Source organism: Rhizobium sp. BK316, from assembly GCF_014193695.1.
Classification (GTDB): Bacteria; Pseudomonadota; Alphaproteobacteria; order Rhizobiales; family Rhizobiaceae; genus Rhizobium.
Window position 1 is genome coordinate 137,210 of the sequence record NZ_JACHZR010000004.1, and the last position, 25,295, is coordinate 162,504.

Consider the following 25,295-nt stretch of genomic DNA (forward strand, 5'->3'; position numbering starts at 1 on the left):
CACAGTTCGTCCTTTCGTCAATTGATGGCGGGCAGCAGGAAGACCACGAACTTGGATTTCAGAGCGCCGTTGCCGTCCCGTTCTTCCAGCGGGAAGCTGGTTTCTTTGACAGTGTCCGACTGGTTGCCGCCGAGCAATGTCACGCTGCTGCCGGTCGAGGAGGTGACGAAGCCGACATGACCTGCGCCCGTGCTCCATTTATTATCGTTAAAGGGTGCGTAGCGGCGCACCGCGATGCAGCCAGGGAGCGGCGAAGGAATGACGGCAAACTGCCCGTCCTTATTCCAGAAAAAGGAGCGTGCACCGGGGTGATCGGTACCCATGTGGCCGCTGGTGACGAGGCAATAGTTGACGAAGGCCGCGCACCAGTCGACTTCATCGCCGCCGACCGCCTCGAACCAGGGCGAGCAGACCTTGAAATAGTTGATGATGCGCGGGTTCTCTTCAGGATCGGCCCAGCTGCTGCGCTCGTGCGCCGGCAGAGCTGCTTCGCGTCTGGCGACGGTCATCCAGTCCGTCGTGGCCGATCCGGCTGCCGAGGCAACACCTGTAACGTTATCGACGAGCGGTGAAAGCGGCGCGCTATCGCGGATCGTGCCTTTTTCCCAGCCCTCGACGACCCGAATGAATTTGGCGATCTTCTGAAAGTCTTGCGCTTTAAGCGTGTTGAGCGGCGTTGCGACCGCAATCCCGGTACTGGTGTGGATAAAATCCAGATAGGCAGCCGAGTTGTTCTCACTTGGCGGCGCATACCGAAAGATCGCATCCTTGAGCGAGAGGTTGATATAGGCCTGCGATTTGAACAGCGTGATGATCGCCTTCATACCGATATCTTCATCGGGGAAGATCGCGAAACTTCCATCGTCGCCGATCGCGCCGCAATTGATCGAGAAATCGCCCTTGCGAATATTGCCGGGGTTGCAGTTGCGCCAGGCGCGCGAGCCGCCTTCGCGGATCTGCTTGCGGCCCTCGGCGTCGGTGTAGACGATCGTCTTCGGCATCGTCATGCGCGCATGGACGAATTGCGTCGGGGGGCCGGGCGGTGGTGCGTCCGGTTCGTCCATATTTTCAACCGGGGGCTTGTCCGGCATGACGTTGTCGATTGTCGTGTGGCTTGTACTGCTGGTACCGTTATTCGAGACAGCACTTTCGGCGGCCGGGCCGGCTATGATGGTCCAGGTGCCGTCGGGCGCCTTGAATTTTGTAATCAGCTTCAGTTTATCGAATTTCAGATCTTCGATGACCTGTTCGAGGTCGGCTTCAAGTATTCCGCTCAGCTGCTGCATGCCTCATCCCTCCCTTCAGATTATCTATTTCAACTCCTGTACAAACTCGTCGCGTAAGGTTGCGAATTGCCCGCCATTCAGGAACAGAAAGCTGCTCACATGCACATTCCTGGCCTTCAGCCATTGCTGCAGCCTGTTCTGTGCTGCCGCTCCGCCGTTCTCCAGATAGGCGCGGATGATCGCGGTGGATTGATTTGGGCCATAGACGGCAGAGGTGATCTCGGTGACCTTGGCCGCTTCGCTGGCCGCCAGCGCTGCGGAGGCTTGTTCGTCGATCCCGATCAGTCCGGCTGTCAGGGTGCCGGCGGCGGCATAGTCCTCGACATCCATCATCGCGAGCTCAAGCGGATAGCGGTCGATGCCAAGGCCGAGCTTGACGATGATCGCGCTCTTGATCTGATTGCGGTTGGTGCGCATCTGCTTCTGCAGGAACTGCACCGTCTTTCGCGCAAGGATGTCGCTGTCATAGGCGGATTTGGCGCCCTTCAGCCCGGTATCGACGGCAGCCAGCGCGGTCTTCGCGGCGGTTGATCCCGTTAACGTCCCGGCGCCGCTCAGCGACAGGCTTACAACGTCTGCAACGAACGGCACCTGCTGGCCCTCGCGTGTCAGGTCCTGCTCATAAGCGGCATATTTGACATCGATGGAACCTATGGCGCTCAGTACTATTCCGTTACGCGCAGCCTTTTTACTTATCGTATCCGAGGCGCCGTAATAGCCTTTCACACGCGGCGCGCTGTAGCCGGCCCTGAAATAATCGCTCGAAAAGCTGCGATATTCCGTAAGATCCGGACCGCCGGCGATAGAAGGCGAGCAACCGGAAGACGATAACATCATCGCGGTGACGGAAATAAAACAAAGTACAGAATCTCCCCTTATCCGCATTGTCCCTCTCAAGCAGATTGGTGATTTCTTTATTTAGGCATGATATTACATGGAATTTTTACATCTTAGGAGCGAGCGGCGGAAAAAGTCAACGGCATCTCCAGTTTTACTTTCACTTGCTCTAATTCTTCGGCGGCTGCTGAAAAAACGCCTTCTGATGCGGCCATTGCGGGGGCCGGCAAACCGCATCGGCTCGACGGTCTATTCGACGGCGCAGCTGAAGACATTGCAGGAGGTGATCACGCTGATCGTCTTTGCCGGCTTCTCGATTTTCTGGCTCGGCGAGGACCTGACATGGAACCATGCGATCGGCTTCGCCCTGATTGCAGTTGGCGCTTCGTTCATCTTTCGCGGGTGATAGGGATGTGATAATCAGAGCAGGCGGTCAGCGGCCAGGGAGAGGGATGTGATGGCCACGGGGGTGAAAGTCGGGACGCCGCCTGACGGAGAGCAACTGCTCGGCCTCTATAAACTCGAAGTCGATATGGCCGACAAAAGTCTTGAGGTTGAGCGCGAAATTACGGTCAAGAATTTCACCGCATTCGGCGCGGTTCTTCTGGTGCAGAACGGCTTTTTTCTCATTTCGCTGAAGCTGCATGTGGCGCTGGCCGTGAGTGGCGTCGTGCTGTGCATGATTTCCGCTGCGGCCCGAGTGATGGCAATCCTATACAGCAAATATTCGGATCGCCTTTACATGCTCGCAGCGATCACGCTCACCGTTTACCTCAAGGGGGCGGACGGATTGGATATCCGCAAAAGGAGACTTGCCGCCCGGAATGGTCCCAGTGCCAAGGACGAGGTCGCCCCGAGTGCAAAGGGTAACCTGGAAGAAAGGGCGCTCCCAAATGCTGACACGATCTCTTGGCGCGAATTTTGTACGTATGGCGGCGCGCTGGCCTTCATCAATTTGATCCCGGGAGCTATTGGTCTTTTGATGGTTTGTGTGGCACCATTCTTATGGTATTTCGACCCTGCTCCATGGTGGCAATTGACAAATCCGCCGGCTGCCAATGCGGTGTCAGCGACACGCTGAATCCAACGATTTCAATAGATTACAAATCGTCCATGTCGGAAAATTGCCGCAATTCCTACACCCTGCCGTCGCAATTGGCTGAGACCTTGTCACTATCCGGTGATGAGGAGGTGAACGGTCATGAGCCTGTCTTTTCCGACGATGGCGGCGATCCGTTTCGGCTACGGGCTGCGGCCGGGCGAGAGCCCGCCGCAGACGAAGGATGATCTGATCGGGCAGGTGACGCGCGGCGCCGATATCGTGCCGGGCTTTCCCGTCGGCGGCATCGAGGCGCGGCATACGCAGATCCTCGATCTGCAGGACAGGCTCAAGCAGATCCGGCAGGCCGATGACGACGATCTTGCCCGGCGGCAGCAGCGGCGGCTTCTCCAGCGCCGGGCGCAGGTGCTCTTCCAGATGGATGCCAATGCGCGGCTGATGCAAGCCGTGCTTTCGCCCGATGGTTTCAACGAGCGGCTGGCGACGTTCTGGACCAATCATTTTTCCACGAGTGCCGCCAAGAGCCTGCCAATGCGGCTGATCGTGCCGCTCTATGAGGCCGAGGCGATCCGACCCCATATGGGCACCAAGTTTTCGACGCTGCTGCGCAGCGCCACCGAGCATCCCTCCATGCTGATCTATCTCGACCAGGCGCAGTCGCTGGGACCGGATTCGAAGGGCGGCATGCGGCGCAACAAGGGGCTGAACGAAAATCTCGGCCGCGAGCTTCTGGAGCTGCACACGCTCGGCGCCGGCAGCGGCTATACGCAGGCCGATGTGCGCTCGGCGGCCATGGTGCTGACCGGGCTGACCGTCGACCAGCAGGAAATGGACACCGCCTTCCGGCCGCAGATTTCCGAACCCGGAAAACATGAGGTGCTCGGCGTCAGCTATGGCGGGGCGAAGCGTACGCGCAAGGATTACCTTGCCATGCTCGACGATCTCTCGGTCAATCCAAAGACGGCGGAACATATCAGCCGCAAGCTCGCTCTGCATTTCATCTCCGACCAGCCGCCGCAGGAGATGATCGCGGCCATGAGCGAGGCGTGGAAGAAGACGGATGGCGAGTTGTCCGCCGTCTACCGCGCCATGCTGGACCATCCGGCCGCTTGGGCGAACGAAGGCGCCAAGGCGCGCCAACCTTTCGATTATATCGTTACCGGCTTGAGGGCGCTGAACAGCGGTTCTGGTACCGGCGACGTCGCAGCCTTTATGCAGGCCTATCAGGGGGACGATGCCGATAGCGACGAGATGATGGCAATGCAGCCGAAGAAGCAGGATGGGGCGCCTGACGGGCAGGCGATGATGCAGGCGCCACCGAGCCCTGATGACGAGGCGCGCATCAAGCGCCGCAAGGCCTTCCAGATGGCACGCGCGCTCGGGCAGGGGGCTCTTCGCCGCATGGGTCAGCCCACATGGCTGCCGCCGAGCCCGGCCGGCTTCGAGGAGAGTTTTTCCGCCTGGATTACCGCAAGCCAGTTGTCCGAGCGGCTGTCATGGGCGCGCCGCGCCAGCGTCCAGTTCGGTAGGGATGTCGATCCACGCGAATTCCTGAAGGCAACGCTTGCAGATGCTGCCCGCGACGAGACGATCCGCGTCGTTTCGCAGGCGCCGAACAGGGTGAGCGGTTTGACGCTGGTTCTCGCTTCGCCTGAATTCAACCGTCGATAGACGCAAGACGCTCAAACGCTTTTGCTGGAATTGCTTTAGGAGCCCGTCATGACAGAGTTTACGCTTTCCCGCCGCGGTTTTCTCACCTCCGCCTGCTGCCTTGCCGCCGCACCTGTCTTCACGCCGGTGACCTTTGCGGCCATGCCCGGCGACAACCGTTTCGTGACGATCGTGCTGCGCGGGGCGATGGACGGGCTCGATCTGGTGCAGCCCTATGGCGATGCCGGTTTTGCGGCGCTGAGGCCCACGCTGGCGCTGATGCCGGACAAGGGGCTCATCGATCTCGACGGGCATTTCGGGCTGAACCCGGCGGCGGCCGATCTCATGCCGCTGTGGAAGGCTAGAGAGATTGCTTTCGTCCATGCCGTCTCCACGCCTTATCGCGATCAGCGCAGCCATTTCGACGGGCAGGACATGCTGGAATCCGGCGGCGAACATGTGGCCGAGGAAAAGACCGGCTGGCTGAACCGGGCACTTGCCGTCATCCCGCGTTCGGATGCGCGAAAAGCGATCGACGTCAACACGTCAACCGAGCTGATCCTGACCGGGCCGAACAATGTCGATGTCTGGGCCTCGGATTCCAATCTCGGACCGGCCAAGGACGAGATGCAGTTCCTGATGCGGCTCTATGCCGGCGATCCGGCTTTCGCCAAGGCGATGAACGAGGCGATGCGGGCCAACAGCGCCTCCATGATGGCGGAACCATCCGGCCAGCGCGGCGAGAAGATCACTGATGTGGCGGCCCTTGCCGGCAGTATGCTGAAGGGCGATTACCGCATCGCCAGCTTCTCGATCACCGGCTGGGATACGCATGTCGGCCAGCTCGGCCAGTTCAAGCGGCCGGTGCAGGATCTGGCGGAGGCGATCACCACGCTGAAGGCGACGATGGGAGCCGATCTCTGGGCGAAGACGGTGGTGCTGGCGATGACGGAATTCGGTCGCACCGTGCGGGAGAATGGTTCCGCCGGGACGGACCATGGCACGGGCGGTTGTGCAGTGCTGGCCGGTGGCGCTGTCAATGGCGGGCGGATTCTCGGCAAATGGCCGGGGCTTGGCGATGGGGCGCTGCTCGATGACCGCGACCTGATGCCGACGGCGGATGTGCGCGAGCTGGCGGCGGCGATGCTCTACCGGCAGTTCGATGTGTCGGTCGAGGATCTGACGGGGAAGATCTTTCCGGGGTTGAGTTTTGACAAGGGATCGCAGTTCTTGCGGGCTTGAGGCATCCTCACCTCCCTCATCTCAGCATAATGGCACAGGAGGAGAGAGGCTTCAGATCAAATCGTAAAGCCTGAAAATCCAGGTGATCTGATACAGCAACCCCGCGCCGACGAACACCGCATGAAACCGCCTGTTCGCCGTCCAGGCCGCAACCACACACAACACGATATAAACGGCATTGCGCAGCGGATATTCCCACCCGAGCGCCGCCAGATACGCCTTGCCCTTCAGCAATGTATCCAGAAAATCCACCACATAGGTCACCGCCAGCATGCCGAAGAACCAGCGGCGGCGCGAGATGAAATATTCCTCGTAGCCGCCGTAATCCTCCAGCGTCGTCGGGAAGATCAGCACGCAGAGGAAGAAGAACAGGCAGGAGAAGCTGATGAGGAACAGGTAGACGCCGAAGGAAATGACGGCGAGCGACTGAAGGCGATATTCCCACCACCAGAAATGGATGATGAACAGGAACATCGAGGCGACCCAGCCGAGATGCACCCAGTAGACGCGGTGCTTACCGGGCGTCTGGACGATGCCGCCGAGGCCGGTCAGCAGGCGGGCGAGCGAGAGGCCGATCACCATCGACATGACAGTGCGGATGTAGACATAAACCTCCGGTGTCGCCGCCGCCTGCATTATGTCACTCCTGCGGGACCACCTTGGGTTTGCCGTCTTCGTCCAGCGCCACCATGATGAAGGTGCCGGCGGTGACCTTTTCCTGCTCATTATACCGCGAGCGATGCGCCCAGGCTTCGACGCGCAACGTGATCGAGGTGCGGCCGACGCGCTCCACATGCGTATAGATGGACAGCGTATCGCCGATCTTGACCGGCAGTTCGAAGGCCATTTCCTTGACCGCCGCCGTCACGACACGGCCCCTGGCGCGCTCGGCGGCGCGGATGCCGCTTGCAAGGTCCATCTGCGCCATGACCCAGCCGCCGAAGATATCGCCGGCGGGATTGGCATCTCCGGGCATGGCAAGCGTACGCAGCGTCAGTTCGCCTGTCGGCTTGGCGGCATCGGTCATCAAGGGCTCCTCATCTGGCCGGTGATTCATCTGGAATCACCGTAATGCAAAGGCCAAGCGGTGCGAAAGCCCGTAAAAGTGACATTTACAGCGGCATTGTCGCAAAACAGGTATGGACTGCGTAAAATTTCCATCGATTAAAATTTAGTTCAGATTCAATTACTTGATCTTAAGGTAGACGCTGCGTCCGATTGCCTCACGTTACGTTATTTCAAAATATTCTAATCAAGTTTTACCGTCCGGTAAGCGGCTCATATCAGTATCTGATGATTGTCACACATGAGAGCTGCCGGAACCCCATGCGCAACATCAGGATTTCAACCCGCCTCTACAGCCTCGTCGCTTTCGCGCTCGCCGTGCTTGCCGCGACGATGATCTTCTTCCTCAACTATTCCTATCGGGAGCTGGAAGCCGAGCGCAAAGCCGGCCTTGCGCAGATGGATGCGACGGCGCTTGCCATCTTCGACAAATATTACAAGCTGGAGCAGGCGGGCACGATGACCCGCGAACAGGCGCAGTCTGCCGCCAAGGACGTGATCGCCTCCATGCGCTATGGCGGCGGCACCGGCTATTTCTGGATCAACGACATGCATCCGACCATGGTGATGCATCCGGTCAAGCCGGAGTTGAACGGCACGGACCTGTCACAGAACAAGGACCCGAACGGCAAGTTCCTGTTCATCGAATTCGTCAATACGGTGAAGGCGAGCGGGCAGGGCTTCGTCGATTACTACTGGCCGAAGCCGGGCGCCGATCAGCCGGTGCTGAAATATTCGCATGTGGCGGGTTTTGCGCCCTGGGGCTGGATCGTCGGTACCGGCGTCTATGCAGACGATCTTGCGGCGCTCTATCGTCAGAATGCGATCTGGGCTGCGGCGCTCTGCCTGCTGGGCGCCATCGCCACGCTCGCCATCGCCTATGCCATCGTGCACAGCGTGACCTCGCCGATTGCCCGGCTGAAGGCGGCGATGAACGCGATTGCGGATGAGGACGCGAGCGTTCAGATATCCGATGCCGACCGGCGCGACGAGATCGGCCAGATGGCGAAATCGCTGATCGTACTGCGCGATTCCGTTGCTGAGCGCGCGGAACTGCGGGTGCGCGAGGACGAGCGCCAGCGCGAGATCGAAGGCGAGCGGCGCGGCAACGAGGCGAGCCTGCGCTCCGCCTCCGAACGCCAGACTGCGGCAATGATGGCGCTTGGCGCCGGACTGGAACGGCTTGCGGCCGGCGACCTGACGGTTGCGATCGACGATATCGGCCAGGATTATGCGAAGCTTCGCTCCGATTTCAACGCTGCCGTCGATGCGTTGAACAGCGTCATCCATGCGATCGCGGAATCGAGCCATATCGTCAACGACAGCGCCCGAGATATCAGCGAGGCGACCAACAATCTCTCCAAGCGCACCGAACAGCAGGCGGCTGCGCTCGAAGAGACGGCCGCCGCTCTCGACGAGATCACCGCAACGGTTCGCACCGCCTCCGAGCGCGCCAACGAGGCGCGTACCATGGTGGCGGAAACGAAGACCAGCGCCGGCAAATCCGGCGAGATCGTCCGCAACGCCGTCTCGGCCATGAGCCGCATCGAGGACAGTTCGAGCCGCATCAACCAGATCATCGGCGTGATCGACGAGATCGCCTTCCAGACGAACCTGCTGGCACTGAATGCCGGTGTGGAAGCGGCACGCGCCGGTGAAGCCGGTCGCGGTTTTGCCGTCGTGGCGCAGGAAGTGCGCGAGCTTGCGCAGCGTTCGGCGAATGCGGCGAAGGAGATCAAGACGCTGATTTCGAGCTCGGCATCCGAGGTCGAAGGCGGCGTGGCGCTGGTACGCTCCACCGGCGATGCGCTGGTCGAGATCGAGGCGCTGGTCAACCGGGTCAACGCCCATGTCGATTCCATCGCGACGGCTGCCCGCGAACAGGCGACGGGCCTTCACGAGATCAACACCTCGGTCAACCACATGGACCAGATGACCCAGCAAAACGCCGCCATGGTCGAGGAGACGACGGCTGCCAGCCAGACGCTCGCGGAAGAGAGCCAGCAGCTGCGGGCGCTGCTGTCTAAGTTCCGCCTGCGGGGCGAGACGGGGCAGGGTGCGCGGTACGGGCGGGCTGCGTGACAGGCTGCTACAGCATCGGCCGGAAAATCGGAATCGATTTTCGGAAAGCCTGATGCGTAGATTCAAAGAGTTAGAGCCTCCTTTGTGCGTCCGAATGGACGCACGGCGCTCTAATGAGACGACAAAGGGCCGCGGCATTGCCGTCGCGGTCCTTTGTTTTTCCTCAGAAGGCAGATCAGCCGGCAGCAAGTCAGCCGATACCGTGCTGCTTCAAAAGCGCCTGCTCGTCGCCTGAAACCCAGCCGAAGACCTTCGCACCTCCGTCCAGAACCTGCACAAGGTAATGGACCTCGAAGTCGATGTCGGTGTCCGGTTGGTCCTTGCGGGCATAAGCTGCCCTCCAGGCGACATGGGCCACACAGTGGCTCTCATCGATTGGCGAGAGGCGGACATGCCGAAGCAGCATCTCCTTCGTGCCGATGGAGCGATAGTGCTCATAACCCTGCGCCATCATCCGCTTGAGCTCATCGTCATTCTTGCCGGACATGACGCCGGCAGGCGAGGCGGCGATGACATCGGAAGCATAGAGGGATGCGATCTCATCCATATCGGCTTTGCCTGCGAGAGCCTGCCGGAAAAGGCGCTCATAGCGCTCGAACAATTTTTCTACTACGGCTTCCATCGGCTGCTTTCCTGAGTATGGACCGAGCTTATGGCGCGGTAGCTATGGCGCTGGCTGAGGATGCCAATAGGTCCCAAGGCAATGACCGGCATCTGCGGGGTCTCCAGAGCTCATCCGCCAGTTCCCAGGCGCATTGGATAGGCTTCAATTCCCGCGGTGTGGAGATACCTCTCTGACGAGTGCGAACGCTCCCGATTAGTGAATCTCCACACGTAAAGCTTTCATTCACCGTTTTTAATTAAATTTGAATCGAGGTTTTCCGATCACAGACCGCATGCGGAAGCGATAAGTATGGCGTTTCTTTCCCTTCTTCGGCGTTCCGTCCTGCCGGCCCTGCTTTCTACGGCACTGACGACCTGTTCGATCAGCGATGGGCTGGTGCCACCTGAGAATGTCGACAGCAGCACGCGCGTCAGCTCCATCTCGCCGATGCGCGGCGGGGCCGTGCGCATGGCGCCGGTCCAGAGCCAGCAACCCTATCCTGGCGCCAGCGCGCCTGTCGGCAATACGCAGGGGCAGATCGACTATCTCGATACGCCGAACCTTGCCGGAACGGGCCGGCAGATGCGCGCGCCGGCACGGCAATCGGCATCCATGGCCGTGCCGCAGCAGGGGCAGAGGCGCCTGCCGATGATCGACAGCGATGAAGCCCTGGCGCAACAGAGCCCGCAACCGGCATCCAACGGCAACTGGGGTGGCGTGCAGCCGCTCGCCATTCCCCATGATGGCGTCAACATGGACGAGGAGCTCGGTGCCGGGACTGGCAATCAGCCGGTCGTCGGCCTGGCGCAAGAGCAACAGCAGCAGATCGCCGAAGGCAACGCCACCGAACCTGTCGTCGATGGCATCGGCACGGAAAATCCCAGGCAGATCAATCAGCGGAACATGCCGCAACCGGTCGCGGCCGCGCAGATGAGCCGCGCGCCGGTGCGTGCCGCTCGGGGCAACGATGCCCAGACCTGGAGCGACGGCAGCCCGGTTCTAGCGCCGACGCGCGTGCCCGAGGAGGACGAGCCGGAAGAGGTTGCGATGCTGCGGCCTAACAATCCCATGATGAGCGAGCCGGCGGCCCCCGTCGATCCCGGTGTCATGCCGGCTTCCGAGCTTTCCTGCCGGCGCGAATTGAAGCGCATGGGCGTGATCTTCGAGGATCGCCCGCCGATCTCCAACGGGCCGGCCTGCCAGGTGCCTTATCCGGTGTCGCTGAAGGGCCTCTCCGGCAATATCGGCGTCAAGCCGGCGGTGGTCCTGAACTGCCAGGTGACGCTAGCCTTTGCCAAATGGGTGAAGAACGAGCTCGCGCCGTCGGCCCGCTTCCGTTACTGGACCGGCATTCAGACCATCGAGCCGCTTGGCGGCTATTCCTGCCGGCGCATGAACAACAGCCGCCAGAGATACAATCCGATTTCTGAACATGCGAAGGGCAATGCCATCGATGTCGGCAAGTTCGTGCTGAAGAACGGCCACAAGATCGACGTGCGCAAGAAAGGGCTGTTCTCCTTCCGCGAAGGGCGCCTCCTGAAGGCCGTGCGCAGCGACAGCTGCAATTATTTCACGACGGTGCTTGGCCCGGGCTACAATCCCGAGCACTGGAATCATTTCCACTTCGATCTCATGTCGCGCAGGAGCGGCAGAGCCGTCTGCAAATAGGCTGACATTGCGGGAATGTCTGCGTTATCTCGATGGTGTCGACGATAGCAGCGATAGCTTCCACACCCTCAACATCTAACAATATTTGTTAGACCTTGATATGCGCACTCTCACCATATCCCTCACGCCGCATCAGGCGGCCATGTTGGAGAACGCTGTCGAAAATGGCGGCTATGCCTCCAACAGCGAAATCGTGCGCGATGCGCTGCGCCTATGGGAGCAGCGCGAGGACGTCCGGCAGATGGAGCTGGCACGCCTCAAGAAAGCTTACGATGAAGGCATGGCGAGTGGTGAAGGTCGCAGCGTCACTGCAGACACGCTTCTCGCTGAACTGAAGGCAGAAGCGCGCAAGCGTGGCTAAGTACATTCTCAGCCCGCGCGCGGAAGAAGATTTGCGCGACATCTGGCGCGCCATTGCGCCAGACAATGAGCGTGCTGCGGATTCTAGACAAGGCCGAGTTGGCAGCCGAGCATCCGCATATGGGGCCGCTACGTCCCGATTTGAGCCCCACGGCACGGATTCTGATAGAGGGGCGTTACATCGTCATTTATGAGCCGATGTCTTACGGCATCTTCGTGGTGGCGGTGGTCTACGGCCCACGCGACGTCGAAAACTGGCTCGACTGATACAAACCCTCATCGTGACGATATGATGTATCGGCCAGTTGAAATCGAAGGCCGCTGCACAGCCTGTTGCGGCCAGCGCGGCAGGCGGTCAGATTGCCGGCATTCCGGTGTCGGCCATCTCGTTGGTGGTCGCCGAGCAGCCGCACGGGGCTGAAGCCGAAATGGGTTTCGCAGAATGCGTCCGCCTCCTCGACATTGTGCGCGTAAATCACCCATCGGTTCAATGGCGCGACAGCCTCCGGTGCGTCATGTTCGATGCGCCTGTATCGGCACGCGCGGCGGCGTTTGCCACGGGCAGTCCTGCCGGAACAGACCGCTTTTGTTCGCCTTGCCGCAGGCCGGCCGGATGTCCCGACTTTGCGCGGAAACCTTTACCGCTATGAGCGGTTAGGGACACTCTGCCTGATCTCGGGGGCCTGTTCTCGAGGCCTGATTCCGGGGATGAAGCGATTGCGGGGATGGATGGAGATCGACGATCTCAGGCTCCTGGCGGGTAAGCATCTGCTCATTGTCGAAAGCGGTGACTTGGTCGCCGACGCGGTGCGGCTTGCGCTGGAAAAGGCCGGGGTCGTCATCGTCGGACCTGCGTCATCAGCCGAGATCGGCCTGGCGCTGCTCGATATTGCCAGGATCGACGGCGCCATTCTGGATATACGCATCGAGGGCGACGTGGTGTTTCCGCTCGCCGAGCGGCTGCAGGATGCCCAGATACCCTTTGTTTTCGCGATGTCTGTTTTTGCGATGCCTCATGCCGATGCGGATATTGCCGCAAGATATGGCGGCTATCTGCTCAGTGAGAACCCCTCCGCACTTGCCGAGATCGCCAAGGCGCTCTTTGCGTCGCGCGAAAACGGCGGCTGAGTCCGGCCTTTCAGACGCCGGCAGCATACCTATTGTGCGTTATCGTACCAAGATGCCCATTTATGGAACGAACAGGAGGCTGCCCCTTTTCTCTGAGTAGCGGAGACGTCGATTTCCGAGGGATCCACATCAAGAGCCCTCCATATGAACGGCTACGGCATCGGCCCGAAATTCGGAATCGATTTTCAGAAAGCTTGATGCGTAGTTTCAAAGAGTTAGTGCGTCCAAGTGGACGCACGGCGCTCCAGGGAGCAGGGACATGAAACATTCCCGCGACGTTCTTCAAGAGGAAGTGGTCACGCTCATTCCGGCGCTCAGGGCATTCGCCCGCACCTTTTACCGGTCGTCCGTGGATGCGGACGATCTCGTGCAGGAAACGCTCGTCAGGGCACTCGGCAATATCGAGCAGTTCAAACAGGGCACGAGGATGAAATCCTGGCTGTTCACGATCATGCGCAATGCCTTCTGCACGCGCTTCCGCCTCAGGCAGCGCGAGACGCTCGGTTCGGAGGAATGTGTTTCGTCGCAGGGCAGCGTGCCGGCCGATCAGGAATGGCATCTGCGCGGCCATGAATTGGAGGCTGCCTGCGGACACCTGCCGGAGCCTTACCGCGCCGCCTTCGCCTTCATCTTCGTGGACGGGCGCTCCTATGAGGAAGCGGCAGACCATTTCCATTGCCCGATCGGCACCATCAAGAGCCGGGTGAACCGCGCCCGCCACCGCATTGCGCACGATATCGGCTATTATCATTAGAGCGCCGTGCGTCCATTCGGACGCACAAAGGACGCTCTAACTCTTTGAATCTACGCATCAGGCTTTCCGTCGATTACGATTTTCGGGCCGATGCTGTAGCCCGAATTGTCGCTAGACGGTGTCCGGCTCCTTGAGTTCGCCGATCAGCCGGCGATATTCCCGCTCGGCACGACCATAGGAATCGCCGGCGAATTCTTCGAGGCCCGCCCGGTTGCGGACGGTGACCATGCTGCGCTCCGACCAGATGAGCAGCCTGCCTTCCAGATCATGCAGCGCGTTGGTGATGCTGGCCCGCCTGACCGACAGCATGAGGGCCAGGAACTCGTGCGTCAGGCCGATCTGGTCGCCGTCGATGCGGTCATGGCACATCAGGATCCAGCGCGCCAGCCGCGGCTCGATGGAATGATTGGCATTGGCAAGCGAGGTGAAAGCCGCCTGGACGATGAACGTCTGGACATAGCGGTTCAGGAGCCGGCGCAGTGACGGTGCGGCCTTCAGCGCTTCCTGCAGCGGCTCCACGGCGATGCGCGAACCACGCCCTTCCACCTGCATGAAAATGTCGAAGGTCGCGTGCGTGCTGTCGAGAATCGGCGTCAGCGGCGCGATGCCTTCGCGCCCGACGATGCCGACCTCGCTCGATCGGTCGGCCGCCGATCTCGCGATGATCGAGGCGATGCCATCCTGGATGAAATAACAATGTTTCACCTGATGGCCTGATGTCGACAGCGCAAAGCCCCGCGGCAGGGCAAGCGGCTCCAGGTGAGGGGCCAGATGCGGTCTCGCCTCATCGTCCATCCTTGCGAGCAATATATTGTCGCCCGCCGCGTAAAGCGCCTTGTCCATGGCTTTCCTCTTCGTGAAACCATCAGACTCGAGACAACGGCCGAGGTTCCCGCTTGCGGTCGATTTGCCGGCAACTCCTGCGGCCCTTACATTGTCACCAAATGGTGATCTTATTTGGGATATTCAGAGCGCCCCCGTGGGAACTTTGTTCCGGCCGTCGCGTTTGAAGGGCCGAAACGATCAATCGGGGGCAGGCAGCGGCGCTATTCATCATGTCAGATTGGACCATACCCTTGCATATCCGGCTTCCAGGGCAGGAGAGCCTCATTACCGTGCGTGGAACAGGCCACGCGGCAGCACTTCTCGCCGAAAAGTGGCCTGTCACCTACGGTCTGGCCTTCGAGAATGCGCTGGCCTCCTTTGCGGCCGTCTCGGAAGGCGAGCTTCTGCCAGACGAGGCGCGGGAAGCCTTCATCGATGCGGCCGATGCCGCCGGCGTCCGCTGCATCGATGACGAAGCCTGATATCGCCGTCATGCGCCGGTGCGAGCTTCATGTAAAGACATAGAGCACCAGCCCCAGCAGGACGCAGCCGGCAAGGCCGGCGAAGAAGATCACGCGCCGTGTTCTTGTCCGCAGAATGATTTCGCCGCCGCGCGCGTCCTGCGCGGAAAAGACCCTCTCTTCGGTGTCGCCGCTATCGGCGGCTCCGGATTTTTCCTCTGTCATGGTCGTGCCTTTCCTTCCCCGCTCAGTGCCGAACCTCCGGGGTGGCGGCAGGTTCCCAGGCGCGGAGGGGGCTGGGTGAGAGCAGGTGTTTTGGCCGGCCATAAGATCAATGGGTAATTTAGCAGGGGATTGTTAACCTTGCGCCCGATAAGTTTTTCATCCTCGGGTGCATGAAGCATCGATTCTCCTGTCCAATGATCACTTTCTCGTTGAATAACAGAGCCTTTGATGTCGTCGATCATCACGAACAATTCCGCCATGGCCGCACTTCAGACACTTCGCAACGTGAACGGCAGCCTTCAGGATACGCAGCAGCGCGTCTCCTCGGGTTACCGGATCGACAAGGCAGCCGACAACGCCGCCTATTGGTCGATCGCCACGACCATGCGTTCGGACAACAAGGCGCTCTCGGCGGTTTCGGATGCGTTGGGCCTTGGTGCGGCAAAGGTGGACACGGCCTATACCGCGATGTCGAGCGCCATCGACGTGGTGAGCGAGATCAAGGCGAAGCTCGTCGCCGCTTCGGAGAAGGGCGTCGACAGGGCCAAGGTGCAGGAAGAGATTGATCAGCTGCAGGATCAGTTGCTGAGCATTGCCCGGTCGGCCTCATTCTCCGGCGAGAACTGGATGATCGCCATCGACCTGACGACCCGCTCGGTCGTGTCCTCCTTCGTGCGCGACGGCAGCGGCAATGTGAAGGTCACGATGACGGATTATGTCGCCAGGAGCAGCAATCCCCTTGATTTGAATACCCTGTTCGGTGCCTGGGCGACCGGCGGCAGCCTCGAAAATCTCGATGAGGGCATCCTCGGCACGAACGTGGGAAAGTTATCTGGTCAGTCGGTCTACGCACTCGACATCACGACGCTCACCACGTCGGGCGGCATCGGCAACGCGCTGCAGGATGTGGAGCAGGCGTTGGGCCTGATGGTCGCCACGGCTTCCGAGCTCGGCTCGCTGCAGAAGCGCATCGCCATGCAGGAGGATTTCGTCTCCACGCTCAGCGATTCCACCGACAGCGGCGTCGGGCGGCTGGTCGATGCCGATATGGAGGCGGAGTCCTCGCGATTATCGGCGCTGCAGACGCAGCAGCAACTGGCAGTGCAATCGCTCTCCATCGCCAACAGCGCGCCGCAGAACATTCTGTCGCTCTTCCGGAGCTGAAGGAGAGCGCCGTAGCGAGCGCCGTCTTCAGGATGTTTCCAAACAAAGGAGAAACGCAAAAGTTTCAAACGCGCATATTTTTCCCTTCAGCGCGGCTGCAGGGTCGCTTGCAGGCCTTGAAGCGGGGCATGCGGCGCGGCTCGATAGAAAATTTTTGCGTTCTGCATTTTGTATGGAACTCTCTGCTCCCTTATGCGTTTGGCAGCATCTTCAAGGAGCGATCGGGAGGAAATCATGCAACCGAATATCAGAACGGATGCGCCTGACCGCTGGATCGGTGCCGTGGAGCTTGCGATCGTGCAGAAGGCCTTCAACAGGCTTTGCGCAGAGCGGGGTCTGTCGCGCGACTGCAAGGAAGCGCGTGAACTCGCTCGTATGACAATCGACCTTTACCAGCAGGGCGCCGACAGCGAGTACAAGCTGCACACCATGCTGTCGGGTTCCGATTTCAAGACACCGGCCCTGTGAGGGGCGCATGGGCAACATCGTAACATTCCCGCGCCGAAATCTCCGGCCGCCGCGACCATCCTATGTCGGCTCGGCAAGGCAGGTGGAAGGAAGGATCGCCATTCTGGAGACGATCGCGAAGATCACCGTTCGCGACAGCGCGTTTACACCCTATGAACAGGCGGCGCTGCTGGCAAAGCTGAGGACCGCCATGCGGGCGGAATGCGTTGCACATAAGCTCGCGCCGGAAGAACAGCTCGAAACGATGCGCTATGCCGAGCGGCTTCTCCACGATATCCTCGACAGCCTCAACGGCTGACGCAGCTCCCTTCACATCTTCTTGCGTCTCAGCCCCTTCCGGCCGCCATGTCGCGGTTGCGGAGCGCCATCTGCTCGTGCGAACATGCGTCCATGCTGATCCGACCTGCCAGAGCGGAAGACCGCAGCGCCATCTGGACGATCCTGGAACCTGTCATCCGGGCGGGCGAGACCTATACGCTCGACGGCGACATGAGCGAAGCCGATGCGCTCGACTACTGGCTCGGCTCCGACAAGGAAACATTCGTCGCCGATGACGGCGGCAGCATCGTCGGCACCTATTATATCAAGGCCAATCAGGCTGGCGGCGGCAATCACGTCTGCAATTGCGGTTATATGACCGCGCCGCCGGCGGCGGGCCAGGGTGTGGCGCGCATCATGCACCAGCATTCGCTTGCCCATGCGCGCCAGCGCGGCTTCCGGGCCATGCAGTTCAATTTCGTCGTCAGTTCCAACGAGCGGGCAGTGCGGCTGTGGCAGTCGCTCGATTTTCAGGTGGTCGGCCGGCTTCCCGGGGCGTTCAATCATCCTGATCTCGGCTATGTCGATGCGCTCGTGATGTATCGGGATCTTTGATGTTGGAGGGCGTAGTTTACAAGGACCTCGCCTCAAACTGAGACCAACCTATTTTAACACACCAGAAAAAAGAAAGCCGGCCTAGGGCCGGCTTAGACGAACGCGGCTGAACAGGGGATACTGGCCGGTTCCTGGCATTTCGTGACTGACAATAATTTTCACTACAATGCCGAGGCCAGCAGAGAAGGCGTAACGAGATCGCCGAGAGGGCGGCTCCGCAAAGGGGTGGGCGGCGGGCGGGAGCCGGTGCTGTCCTCGCGTGTTCTTATGCGGGATGAACATCACCGATTGATGACATCGGGAGCCGGGAAATGATTTTCTTTTCATTGGCCGATTTTCGCTGTGGATGGGCATCCGATGCCTGACATTGTCGGCGGCTGGAATGATGGTGTGAATTCACTGTTCAGGCTCTTCGGGATGTCAAAGCTTCACAAAGGGGCTATATAGCGGGCGAATTCGACCTGATATCCGCAAAGAGCCCCATGGCACCGATCATTTCCGTCCAAGATCTCACCAAGACCTATGCAAATGGCTTCCAGGCGCTGAAGGGCATCAACCTCGAAATCGAGCGCGGTGAAATCCTGGCGCTGCTCGGGCCGAACGGGGCGGGCAAGACGACACTGATCTCGATCATCTGCGGCATCGCCAATCCGAGTGGCGGCGCGGTTGTGGTCGACGGGCATGACGTGGTGAAGGATTTCCGCGCCACGCGCACGCTGATCGGCCTGGTGCCGCAGGAACTGACCACCGACCAGTTCGAGACGGTGTGGAATACGGTGAGTTTTTCGCGCGGCCTGCACGGCAAGAAGGCCAATCCCGCCCATATCGAGAAGGTGCTGCGCGACCTGTCGCTGTGGGACAAGAAGGACAATATGCTGCGCCAGCTCTCCGGCGGCATGAAGCGGCGCGTGTTGATCGCCAAGGCGCTGTCGCACGAGCCCTCGATCCTCTTCCTCGACGAGCCGACGGCGGGCGTGGACGTGACGCTGCGCAAGGACATGTGGCACGTGGTCGAGCGGCTGCGCGCCGAAGGCGTCACCATCATCCTGACGACGCATTACATCGAAGAGGCCGAAGAGATTGCCGATCGCGTCGGCGTCATCAATGGCGGCGAGTTGCTGCTCGTCGAAGACAAGCAGGCGCTGATGGCCAAGCTCGGCCGCAAGCAGCTGATCCTCGAACTCAATGAACCGCTGGATAAGCTTCCGGATTGCTTTGCCGGCAACGGCCTGTCGATCGAGGCCGAGGGTAACAGGCTCGTCTATGAATTCGACACGCACAACGAGCACGAAAGCGTCGCATCGCTTTTGACCCGGCTTGGGGAAAACAACGTCAATTTCCGGGATCTCTCGACGCGCCAGAGCTCGCTCGAAGATATCTTCGTATCGCTGGTAGGAGCCGCAAAGTGAACTTCGAGGCGATCAAGTCGATCTATTATTTCGAGATGGCGCGCACGCGGCGCACGCTCTTGCAGAGCGTCATTTCGCCCGTCATTTCCACCTCGCTCTATTTCATCGTCTTCGGCGCTGCCATCGGCTCGCGCATCCAGGAAGTGGAGGGCGTGTCCTACGGCGCCTTCATCACGCCCGGCCTCATCATGCTGACGCTGCTCGGCCAGTGCATCGGCAACGGTTCCTTCGGCATCTATTTCCCGAAATTCACCGGCACGATCTACGAGATCCTGTCGGCCCCCGTCGCCATGACGGAAATCCTGATCGGCTATGTGGGAGCGGCGGCCACCAAGGGCCTGATCATCGGCGTCATCATTCTGCTGACGGCCAATCTCTTCGTCGATGTCCGCATCGAACATCCCTTCATGATGGTGTTGTTCTTCCTGCTGACTGCGATCAGCTTCAGCCTGTTCGGCTTCATGATCGGCATATGGGCCACGAATTTCGAGCAGCTCAACCTCATCCCCATGCTGGTCGTGCCACCGCTGACCTTCCTCGGCGGCAGCTTCTACTCGATCAACATGCTGCCGCCCTTCTGGCAGGCCGTCAGCCATTTCAACCCGGTGCTCTACCTCGTCAGCGGCTTCCGCTGGAGCTTCTTCGGGATTGCAGACGTCAACCCGCTGGTCAGCCTCGGGATGATCTCGCTGTTTCTGGTGATTTGCCTGAGCACGCTCGGCTGGATTTTCAAGACGGGGTATAGGCTGCGCAATTGAGCGGGCGGACCGCCGCCACGACCAAATCCGCTTAGGCGACATATATTCGTTCACATTTTGTTCGCAACTGCTAGTCTGGCCTTGCTGTCATTTACGAAGGAGAGAGTCGTGGAGGAGCAACAGACCAAATTCGAGCGGTTGAAGGCGCTGCATCAAAGGGATGAGGCATTCGTCATTCCTAATCCCTGGGATGCCGGTTCGGCCCGAATCCTGACGAGTCTCGGTTTCGAGGCCTTGGCGACGACCAGCGCCGGTTATGCCTTTTCCAAGGGCAAGCGGGATTCCTTTGCGAGCCTCCAGCGCGGCGAAATTCTCGACAATGCCGCCGAGATCGTCGGCGCCACCGATCTTCCCGTATCGGCCGATCTCGAAGATGGGTTCGGTGCCGCACCGGAGATCTGCGCCGAAACGATCCGGCTGGCCTGCGAGGTCGGGCTGGTCGGCGGATCGATCGAGGATGCCAGCGGCGAACCGGCCCGCCCGATCTATGATCTGTCGCATTCTGTCGAGCGTGTGCAGGCTGCAGCCGAGGCCGCGCGGACACTGCCTTTCCTGTTGACGGCAAGGGCGGAGAATTTTCTGTGGGAGCGGCCTGATCTCGATGACACGATCAGGCGGCTGCAGGCTTTTTCGGCGGCCGGCGCCGACGTGCTCTATGCGCCCGGCCTGCCTGACATCGACGCCATCCGGACGGTCTGCGCCGCCGTCGACAAGCCCGTCAATGTGGTGATGGGGCTGAAGGGGCCGCGCTACAGCGTTGCCGAACTCTCGGCTGCCGGCGTGCGCCGCGTGAGTGTCGGCGGCTCCTTTGCGCGTGCGGCACTCGGCGCGTTATTGCGGGCGGCCGAGGAAGTGAAATCATCGGGCACCTTTACCTATGCCGCCGATGCGATCCCGGCGGCCACGCTCAGCCAGCTCATGTCGCAGGAGAAGCGAGGCGACCGGGAGTAGGGCTCTATTGATGATCTCTCATTGCGGATTGGTGATGAGGTCGGGAAATTTGTGGTAGATGCAGTCGCTCATTACGAAGAACGACATGCCGGTATCGCCGATCTCGTAAGATGAAAGCTCCCACTCGAAGGTGTCATGACCATCATACCCAGCCAGTAATGCCATGAGGCTCAACTCCCGGTACGGTCCTGGCGGAAACATTGCGCCATAGACCGTCACCTCCTTTCCGGCGAATTCGCCCTTGATGACTCTCCTGATCTCCAGATCCGCCCGGATCATCCGGGTCGGGAATTCGTTCGTCACGATCAAACCGGATTCGCCGATGAAAAGCGATTTCACGCTGGCCTCGACCACCACCTTCGCCTTTGCCAGCAGCTCATTCTGCGGAGGACATCGCGGCATCCCGACTGCTGGTCGCAGGCAGAGAACCAACAGGATGAAAATCGCGTGAAAGCCTGTCTGCATGCGCGCGCTCGATGCTCCGGGCATCGGTGTTTCCCCATTCGGGCAGGCCAATTCCTGCCAGTTGCGCGAAGCTGAACTCGAATTGCGGCTTATCCGCCGCCTAATGATGGCGGCGCGGCGTCAAACAGGTGATGGTTGTAAGTGCGAAATGACGGGACGCGGATGTCTGCCAATCAGCTCTTCTTCTTACGCCGCCCCTTGCCATCCCGAGGGCGGAAATCGACGAGCAGGGATTTCAGTTCGAGTTCGCGCACGCGCCTTGCCGCTTCGTCCGGGCTGACCCAGTCCAGCACGCGCTGGCCGACTTCCCTGAATTCGTTTTGTGCGGCCTCCACTTCGATCTGGAAGATATCGACGATGCAGGGCACGACGTCGCCGTCGTCCAGTTCCTTCAGATAGGTATAGCGGCCAACGGGGTGCTTGCTGACCGTTCCGCGCACGCCGGCTTCCTCCCACGCCTCGATGGCGGCCGCTTCGTGCGGCTTCTTCTTTTTCATCGGCCAGCCCTTGGGAATGATCCAGCGGCCGCTGTCGCGCGTGGTGACGACGAGGATATCGATCTCGGGACCCTTGCTTGCGGGGGGCTTGCTATCGGGATCGGCACTGCGGCGACGGAAGCAGAGCGCGCCATATTGCTGGCGAAAGGCGCCGGAGAAAAGCTTCTCGGGCCTCGCGGCAAGCTGCTTCAACAGTGGCTGGGATGTGCCGGCACGGGATTTCGCGCCTTTTTTATTGGATTTCATGACATCCAGCATTGTCAAAATTTACTTTTTCGATCAATTGCCTGCGACGCTTTATGACAGATTTATGACAGTCTCCTACGACAGTCGTCCAAAAAGGGAAGGATCGCCCGAGATGATGAGCGTGTTTCGCAAGATGATGCCGCGGGAGGACCGCTTCTTCGAGATGTTCTGCAGGCATGCGAAAACCGTGGTGGCAGCAGCCGAGGCAATGGAGAAGCTGCTGAAGGGCGAAAATGTCGAGGAGAATTGCGACCGTATCGTCGCGCTGGAGGACGATGCCGACCAGATCACCCGCGAGGTGCTGCTCGCCATCCGCCGCAGCTTCATCACGCCTTTCGACCGCGGCGACATCAAGGACCTGATCCAGTCCATGGATGACGCGATCGACATGATGCACAAGACGGTGAAGATCATCCGCCTGTTCGAGCAATCGAGCTTCGATCCGCTGATGCAGGAAATGGGCGGCGAGATCGTCAAGGCGGCGGCCCTGATGCAGAAGGCGATCGGATTGCTCGACAAGATCGGCGCCAATGCCCATCAACTGTCGTCGATCGCCGAGGAGATCACGCGGGTGGAAGGCCGCTCCGACGAACTGCATGACGAGGGGCTGAAGGAGCTCTATCGCCGGCATGGCGCCAACGGCAATGCCATGGCCTACATGATCGGCAGCGAGATCTACTCCAACCTGGAAAAGATCGTCGACCGGTTCGAAGACGTGGCCAACGAAATCAGCGGCGTCGTCATCGAGAACGTCTGATGGAAGCCTCTCTCTCCCTTCCGCTGCTGGTCGGTCTGATCGGCGTGGCGCTGTTCTTCGATTTTCTGAACGGGCTGCATGATGCGGCAAACTCGATCGCGACGATCGTCTCCACCCGGGTGCTGAGGCCGCAATATGCCGTCGCCTGGGCCGCCTTCTTCAATTTCATCGCCTTCCTGTTCTTCGGCCTGCATGTCGCCGAGACGCTGGGTACCGGCATCATCGACCCGGCCATCGTTTCGCCGCAGGTGATCTTTGCGGCGCTGATGGGGGCGATCGTCTGGAACATCGTCACCTGGCTGTTCGGAATCCCGTCTTCGTCGTCGCATGCGCTCATCGGCGGGCTTGTCGGAGCGGGGCTTGCGAAGGTCGGCGTCAGCTCGATCGTCTGGAGCGGGTTGCTGAAGACTGTCGGCGCGATCGTCATATCGCCGGCGATCGGTTTCCTGCTGGCGTTGTTCTTCGTGCTCATGGTCTCCTGGATGTTCGTGCGCCAGACGCCCTTTGCCGTCGACAACACCTTCCGTTTCATGCAGTTCATCTCCGCTTCGCTCTATTCGCTCGGCCACGGCGGCAACGACGCGCAGAAGACCATGGGCATCATCGCCGTGCTTCTCTTCAGCCAGGGCCATCTCGGCGGCAGCTTCCATGTGCCGCTCTGGGTAGTCATTTCCTGCCAGTCGGCGATGGCGCTCGGCACGCTTTTCGGCGGCTGGCGGATCGTTCATACGATGGGCTCGAAGATCACCCGGCTCAATCCGATGCAGGGCTTTTGCGCGGAAACCGGCGGGGCGCTGACGCTGTTCGGCGCGACGTGGCTTGGCATTCCCGTGTCGACGACGCATACGATCACCGGCGCGATCATCGGCGTCGGCGCCGCACGGCGTCTTTCGGCCGTGCGGTGGGGCATTGCCGGCAATATCGTGATTGCCTGGGTCATCACGATGCCTGCTGCCGCTGCCATTGCTGCCGCCTGCTATGGGATTGCGAGCCTGTTTGCCTGAGGGCAGGGGCCGTTCGACGCGCCGATACCTTATTTTAGGGAGTGCTATTTTCGATCATCTGTTGCGCTCTATTTCCCATGCAAGGAAAGGGCGACAACGAGCGGACAATGGATCCATTTGACGATCTGCCTGAATCGAATGCGAAAATGCCGGCAGGCCCACGCAGCCGCAAGGTCGACCAGAGCGGTGCCATCTGCTGTCGGCTCGAGAGGGGCGGAAGGGTGAGCGTTCTGCTCGTCACCAGCCGGGATACCGGACGATGGGTAATCCCGAAGGGCTATCTGCAGAGGAAGGAAAAACCCTATCGCTGCGCCCAGCGCGAAGCGCTCGAGGAAGCTGGTATCATCGGCAAAGTCAGGAAGAGGCCCCTCGGCTGCTACACCTATGTGAAGGATCGCGAGACACCGCTGACGGTTTCGGTCCATCTGTTGCGGTTCAAAGCGGAGGGCGATCAATTTCCGGAGCGCACTCAGAGGCAGAAGATGTGGATTGCGCCGGCAGAGGCGGCTGAGCTTGTCGAGGAGCCCGAGCTGCAGGCACTCTTCCGGTCTATCGACGCCGACAATCCCCTGACATCCCAGGATCGGCTGAAGCCGCGCAGGATCGAGGACCGGCAATCTGTGGCCGACGTGGTGGTGTCGCTCGCTACCTTGCAGACCTCGCGCTGAACGCGTTCAACTGATGCGGGATCGGACCGGAGTGACGAAGGCCCGGAATATGGGCCTTCGCGCTGAGTTACCGCGGACTGCCGGTCGCCAGAGGTCCCCAGGAGAGTTCGCGATCCGCTGTCGCCGCGAGGTCGATCATCACTTCGATACCGGTCTTGATCCGCCGCCGCAGGATGTCGGCGCGATCCGGATGCGTCCGGAGCAGACCCTTCTCGTGGAGCGCCTGGAGCCGCGTGCGCGAAAGCTCAAGCTCAGATGCCAGCAGACGGTCGAGGCGTGTGCCCGCGGGCAACGGCACCGCCAGTTCGATCTCCAGCCGCGTCCAGCCGGCAGCCTCGCACAACACCTCCCTGGCGATGTCGAATTCCGGGAATTCGTCGATGCGCTGCGACCTGCGTTTCAATGCGTCGAGGTTGAAGCTCTCCGTCCGGATCCAATTGATATCGTTTGACTGCAGCGCTTCCAGAATGGCCGGATCGATATCGCGCACGTTCTGGCGCTCGAAGAGCGGCCGGTTCCAGGTCTTGTCGCAGGTGAGGCATTTATAGATCAGCCAGGCATCCAGCCTGCGGCCATTTGCGTTGAGCCGGATCTTGCCGCTGGATTGAAAGGCTCTCAATCCGCCGCATCCACCGCAGGCAATCCAGGGCTGGGGAGCGGTTTTGGGTGTGATGGTCCATCGGACTCGAAGTGATCTGCACATAGTATCTTGGTCTTCCGTTCGGAAGTTCACCAAGATGGCGCGAGAGAAATGCCGTGAGGGCGCGGTGTGGCGATGCTTTGGGGTG

Annotated in this window: 30 protein-coding genes and 1 pseudogene; 21 read left to right on the plus strand and 10 right to left on the minus strand. The window is 60.3% G+C overall.

Going from position 1 to position 25,295, the window contains the following annotated elements:
- Positions 1-17: 17 nt before the first annotated feature.
- Positions 18-1,286, minus strand: a complete 1,269-nt coding sequence (locus tag FHT87_RS19450) for a CHAP domain-containing protein (protein WP_246698193.1) — start codon at positions 1,284-1,286, stop codon at positions 18-20.
- Positions 1,287-1,310: 24 nt separating this feature from the next.
- A complete protein-coding gene (locus FHT87_RS19455; RefSeq protein WP_183734734.1) occupies positions 1,311-2,123 on the minus strand; it encodes a hypothetical protein in 813 nt (270 codons plus the stop codon).
- Positions 2,124-2,346: 223 nt separating this feature from the next.
- On the opposite strand from FHT87_RS19455, the pseudogene FHT87_RS19460 reads away from it, so the two are divergent.
- From FHT87_RS19460 to FHT87_RS19475, 4 genes and pseudogenes are all read left to right on the plus strand, one after another.
- Positions 2,347-2,529: pseudogene (locus tag FHT87_RS19460) on the plus strand (DMT family protein); the annotation flags it as partial.
- A 51-nt stretch (positions 2,530-2,580) separates the two neighbouring features.
- A complete protein-coding gene (locus tag FHT87_RS19465; protein WP_183804379.1) occupies positions 2,581-3,204 on the plus strand; it encodes a hypothetical protein in 624 nt (207 codons plus the stop codon).
- 120 nt (positions 3,205-3,324) lie between these two features.
- The gene (locus FHT87_RS19470; protein ID WP_183804382.1) at positions 3,325-4,854 is read left to right on the plus strand and encodes a DUF1800 domain-containing protein; all 1,530 of its coding nucleotides are present in this window, start codon (positions 3,325-3,327) and stop codon (positions 4,852-4,854) included.
- 48 nt (positions 4,855-4,902) lie between these two features.
- On the plus strand, positions 4,903-6,075 hold the full coding sequence (locus FHT87_RS19475; RefSeq protein WP_183804385.1) for a DUF1501 domain-containing protein: 1,173 nt from the start codon (positions 4,903-4,905) through the stop codon (positions 6,073-6,075).
- A 51-nt stretch (positions 6,076-6,126) separates the two neighbouring features.
- Here FHT87_RS19475 and FHT87_RS19480 read toward each other — a convergent pair whose 3' ends face one another.
- The gene (locus FHT87_RS19480; RefSeq protein ID WP_183804388.1) at positions 6,127-6,711 is read right to left on the minus strand and encodes a hypothetical protein; all 585 of its coding nucleotides are present in this window, start codon (positions 6,709-6,711) and stop codon (positions 6,127-6,129) included.
- 4 nt (positions 6,712-6,715) lie between these two features.
- Positions 6,716-7,102 (minus strand): acyl-CoA thioesterase, encoded by a 387-nt coding sequence (locus FHT87_RS19485; protein ID WP_113430227.1) that lies wholly within the window; start codon positions 7,100-7,102, stop codon positions 6,716-6,718.
- A 299-nt stretch (positions 7,103-7,401) separates the two neighbouring features.
- On the opposite strand from FHT87_RS19485, the gene FHT87_RS19490 reads away from it, so the two are divergent.
- Positions 7,402-9,222 (plus strand): methyl-accepting chemotaxis protein, encoded by a 1,821-nt coding sequence (locus FHT87_RS19490; RefSeq protein ID WP_183804391.1) that lies wholly within the window; start codon positions 7,402-7,404, stop codon positions 9,220-9,222.
- A 190-nt stretch (positions 9,223-9,412) separates the two neighbouring features.
- On the opposite strand, the gene FHT87_RS19495 is transcribed toward FHT87_RS19490, so the two are convergent.
- Positions 9,413-9,844 carry a nuclear transport factor 2 family protein gene (locus FHT87_RS19495; RefSeq protein ID WP_183734738.1) on the minus strand — a complete coding sequence of 144 codons (432 nt, stop codon included), beginning with the start codon at positions 9,842-9,844 and terminating at the stop codon, positions 9,413-9,415.
- A 291-nt stretch (positions 9,845-10,135) separates the two neighbouring features.
- Here FHT87_RS19495 and FHT87_RS19500 point away from each other — a divergent pair, with 291 nt between their 5' ends.
- The 5 genes from FHT87_RS19500 (at position 10,136) to FHT87_RS19520 (ending at position 13,736) form a co-directional block, all read left to right on the plus strand.
- Entirely contained in the window at positions 10,136-11,494 is a 1,359-nt protein-coding gene (locus tag FHT87_RS19500; protein ID WP_183734739.1) for an extensin family protein, read from the plus strand.
- A 100-nt stretch (positions 11,495-11,594) separates the two neighbouring features.
- Positions 11,595-11,855 (plus strand): type II toxin-antitoxin system ParD family antitoxin, encoded by a 261-nt coding sequence (locus tag FHT87_RS19505; protein ID WP_183734740.1) that lies wholly within the window; start codon positions 11,595-11,597, stop codon positions 11,853-11,855.
- A gap of 71 nt (positions 11,856-11,926) precedes the next feature.
- On the plus strand, positions 11,927-12,121 hold the full coding sequence (locus tag FHT87_RS19510; RefSeq protein WP_348647646.1) for a type II toxin-antitoxin system RelE/ParE family toxin: 195 nt from the start codon (positions 11,927-11,929) through the stop codon (positions 12,119-12,121).
- 441 nt (positions 12,122-12,562) lie between these two features.
- Positions 12,563-12,982 carry a response regulator gene (locus FHT87_RS19515; protein WP_246698194.1) on the plus strand — a complete coding sequence of 140 codons (420 nt, stop codon included), beginning with the start codon at positions 12,563-12,565 and terminating at the stop codon, positions 12,980-12,982.
- A gap of 259 nt (positions 12,983-13,241) precedes the next feature.
- The gene (locus tag FHT87_RS19520) at positions 13,242-13,736 is read left to right on the plus strand and encodes a sigma-70 family RNA polymerase sigma factor (protein ID WP_183734741.1); all 495 of its coding nucleotides are present in this window, start codon (positions 13,242-13,244) and stop codon (positions 13,734-13,736) included.
- Positions 13,737-13,847: 111 nt separating this feature from the next.
- Here FHT87_RS19520 and FHT87_RS19525 read toward each other — a convergent pair whose 3' ends face one another.
- Entirely contained in the window at positions 13,848-14,579 is a 732-nt protein-coding gene (locus FHT87_RS19525) for a Crp/Fnr family transcriptional regulator (RefSeq protein ID WP_183734742.1), read from the minus strand.
- 212 nt (positions 14,580-14,791) lie between these two features.
- On the opposite strand from FHT87_RS19525, the gene FHT87_RS19530 reads away from it, so the two are divergent.
- Positions 14,792-15,043 carry a DUF982 domain-containing protein gene (locus FHT87_RS19530; RefSeq protein ID WP_183734743.1) on the plus strand — a complete coding sequence of 84 codons (252 nt, stop codon included), beginning with the start codon at positions 14,792-14,794 and terminating at the stop codon, positions 15,041-15,043.
- Between the two features lie 27 nt (positions 15,044-15,070).
- Here FHT87_RS19530 and FHT87_RS19535 read toward each other — a convergent pair whose 3' ends face one another.
- Entirely contained in the window at positions 15,071-15,247 is a 177-nt protein-coding gene (locus FHT87_RS19535; protein WP_183734744.1) for a peptide ABC transporter permease, read from the minus strand.
- Positions 15,248-15,475: 228 nt separating this feature from the next.
- On the opposite strand from FHT87_RS19535, the gene FHT87_RS19540 reads away from it, so the two are divergent.
- The 7 genes from FHT87_RS19540 to FHT87_RS19570 all read left to right on the plus strand — a co-directional run bounded on the left by FHT87_RS19540 (position 15,476) and on the right by FHT87_RS19570 (position 20,870).
- Positions 15,476-16,411: a flagellin gene (locus FHT87_RS19540; protein WP_183804394.1), complete on the plus strand. Its 936-nt coding sequence runs from the start codon at positions 15,476-15,478 to the stop codon at positions 16,409-16,411.
- Positions 16,412-16,645: 234 nt separating this feature from the next.
- Positions 16,646-16,879: a hypothetical protein gene (locus FHT87_RS19545; protein ID WP_183734746.1), complete on the plus strand. Its 234-nt coding sequence runs from the start codon at positions 16,646-16,648 to the stop codon at positions 16,877-16,879.
- A 7-nt stretch (positions 16,880-16,886) separates the two neighbouring features.
- Positions 16,887-17,177, plus strand: coding sequence for a hypothetical protein (locus FHT87_RS19550; RefSeq protein WP_183734747.1), 291 nt, complete (start codon positions 16,887-16,889; stop codon positions 17,175-17,177).
- A gap of 92 nt (positions 17,178-17,269) precedes the next feature.
- Positions 17,270-17,752, plus strand: coding sequence for an N-acetyltransferase (locus FHT87_RS19555; protein WP_183734748.1), 483 nt, complete (start codon positions 17,270-17,272; stop codon positions 17,750-17,752).
- A 482-nt stretch (positions 17,753-18,234) separates the two neighbouring features.
- A complete protein-coding gene (locus tag FHT87_RS19560) occupies positions 18,235-19,161 on the plus strand; it encodes an ABC transporter ATP-binding protein (RefSeq protein ID WP_183734749.1) in 927 nt (308 codons plus the stop codon).
- Positions 19,158-19,919 carry an ABC transporter permease gene (locus tag FHT87_RS19565; protein WP_183734750.1) on the plus strand — a complete coding sequence of 254 codons (762 nt, stop codon included), beginning with the start codon at positions 19,158-19,160 and terminating at the stop codon, positions 19,917-19,919. Before FHT87_RS19560 ends, FHT87_RS19565 begins: the two co-directional genes overlap by 4 nt.
- Before the next feature lie 108 nt (positions 19,920-20,027).
- The gene (locus FHT87_RS19570; RefSeq protein ID WP_183734751.1) at positions 20,028-20,870 is read left to right on the plus strand and encodes an isocitrate lyase/phosphoenolpyruvate mutase family protein; all 843 of its coding nucleotides are present in this window, start codon (positions 20,028-20,030) and stop codon (positions 20,868-20,870) included.
- 18 nt (positions 20,871-20,888) lie between these two features.
- On the opposite strand, the gene FHT87_RS19575 is transcribed toward FHT87_RS19570, so the two are convergent.
- Positions 20,889-21,359: a hypothetical protein gene (locus tag FHT87_RS19575; RefSeq protein ID WP_246699644.1), complete on the minus strand. Its 471-nt coding sequence runs from the start codon at positions 21,357-21,359 to the stop codon at positions 20,889-20,891.
- Between the two features lie 149 nt (positions 21,360-21,508).
- Complete coding sequence (locus FHT87_RS19580; protein ID WP_183734752.1) at positions 21,509-22,078, minus strand: NUDIX hydrolase; 570 nt, start codon at positions 22,076-22,078, stop codon at positions 21,509-21,511.
- A 112-nt stretch (positions 22,079-22,190) separates the two neighbouring features.
- On the opposite strand from FHT87_RS19580, the gene FHT87_RS19585 reads away from it, so the two are divergent.
- The 3 genes from FHT87_RS19585 (at position 22,191) to FHT87_RS19595 (ending at position 24,507) form a co-directional block, all read left to right on the plus strand.
- Positions 22,191-22,835, plus strand: a complete 645-nt coding sequence (locus tag FHT87_RS19585; protein WP_183734753.1) for a DUF47 domain-containing protein — start codon at positions 22,191-22,193, stop codon at positions 22,833-22,835.
- Positions 22,835-23,839: an inorganic phosphate transporter gene (locus FHT87_RS19590; protein ID WP_183804397.1), complete on the plus strand. Its 1,005-nt coding sequence runs from the start codon at positions 22,835-22,837 to the stop codon at positions 23,837-23,839. Before FHT87_RS19585 ends, FHT87_RS19590 begins: the two co-directional genes overlap by 1 nt.
- A gap of 107 nt (positions 23,840-23,946) precedes the next feature.
- Positions 23,947-24,507 carry an NUDIX hydrolase gene (locus tag FHT87_RS19595; RefSeq protein ID WP_183734755.1) on the plus strand — a complete coding sequence of 187 codons (561 nt, stop codon included), beginning with the start codon at positions 23,947-23,949 and terminating at the stop codon, positions 24,505-24,507.
- A gap of 67 nt (positions 24,508-24,574) precedes the next feature.
- Here the strand turns inward: FHT87_RS19595 and FHT87_RS19600 are convergent, their stop codons facing one another.
- On the minus strand, positions 24,575-25,210 hold the full coding sequence (locus FHT87_RS19600) for a DUF1062 domain-containing protein (RefSeq protein WP_183804399.1): 636 nt from the start codon (positions 25,208-25,210) through the stop codon (positions 24,575-24,577).
- Between the last annotated feature and the right edge of the window lie 85 nt (positions 25,211-25,295).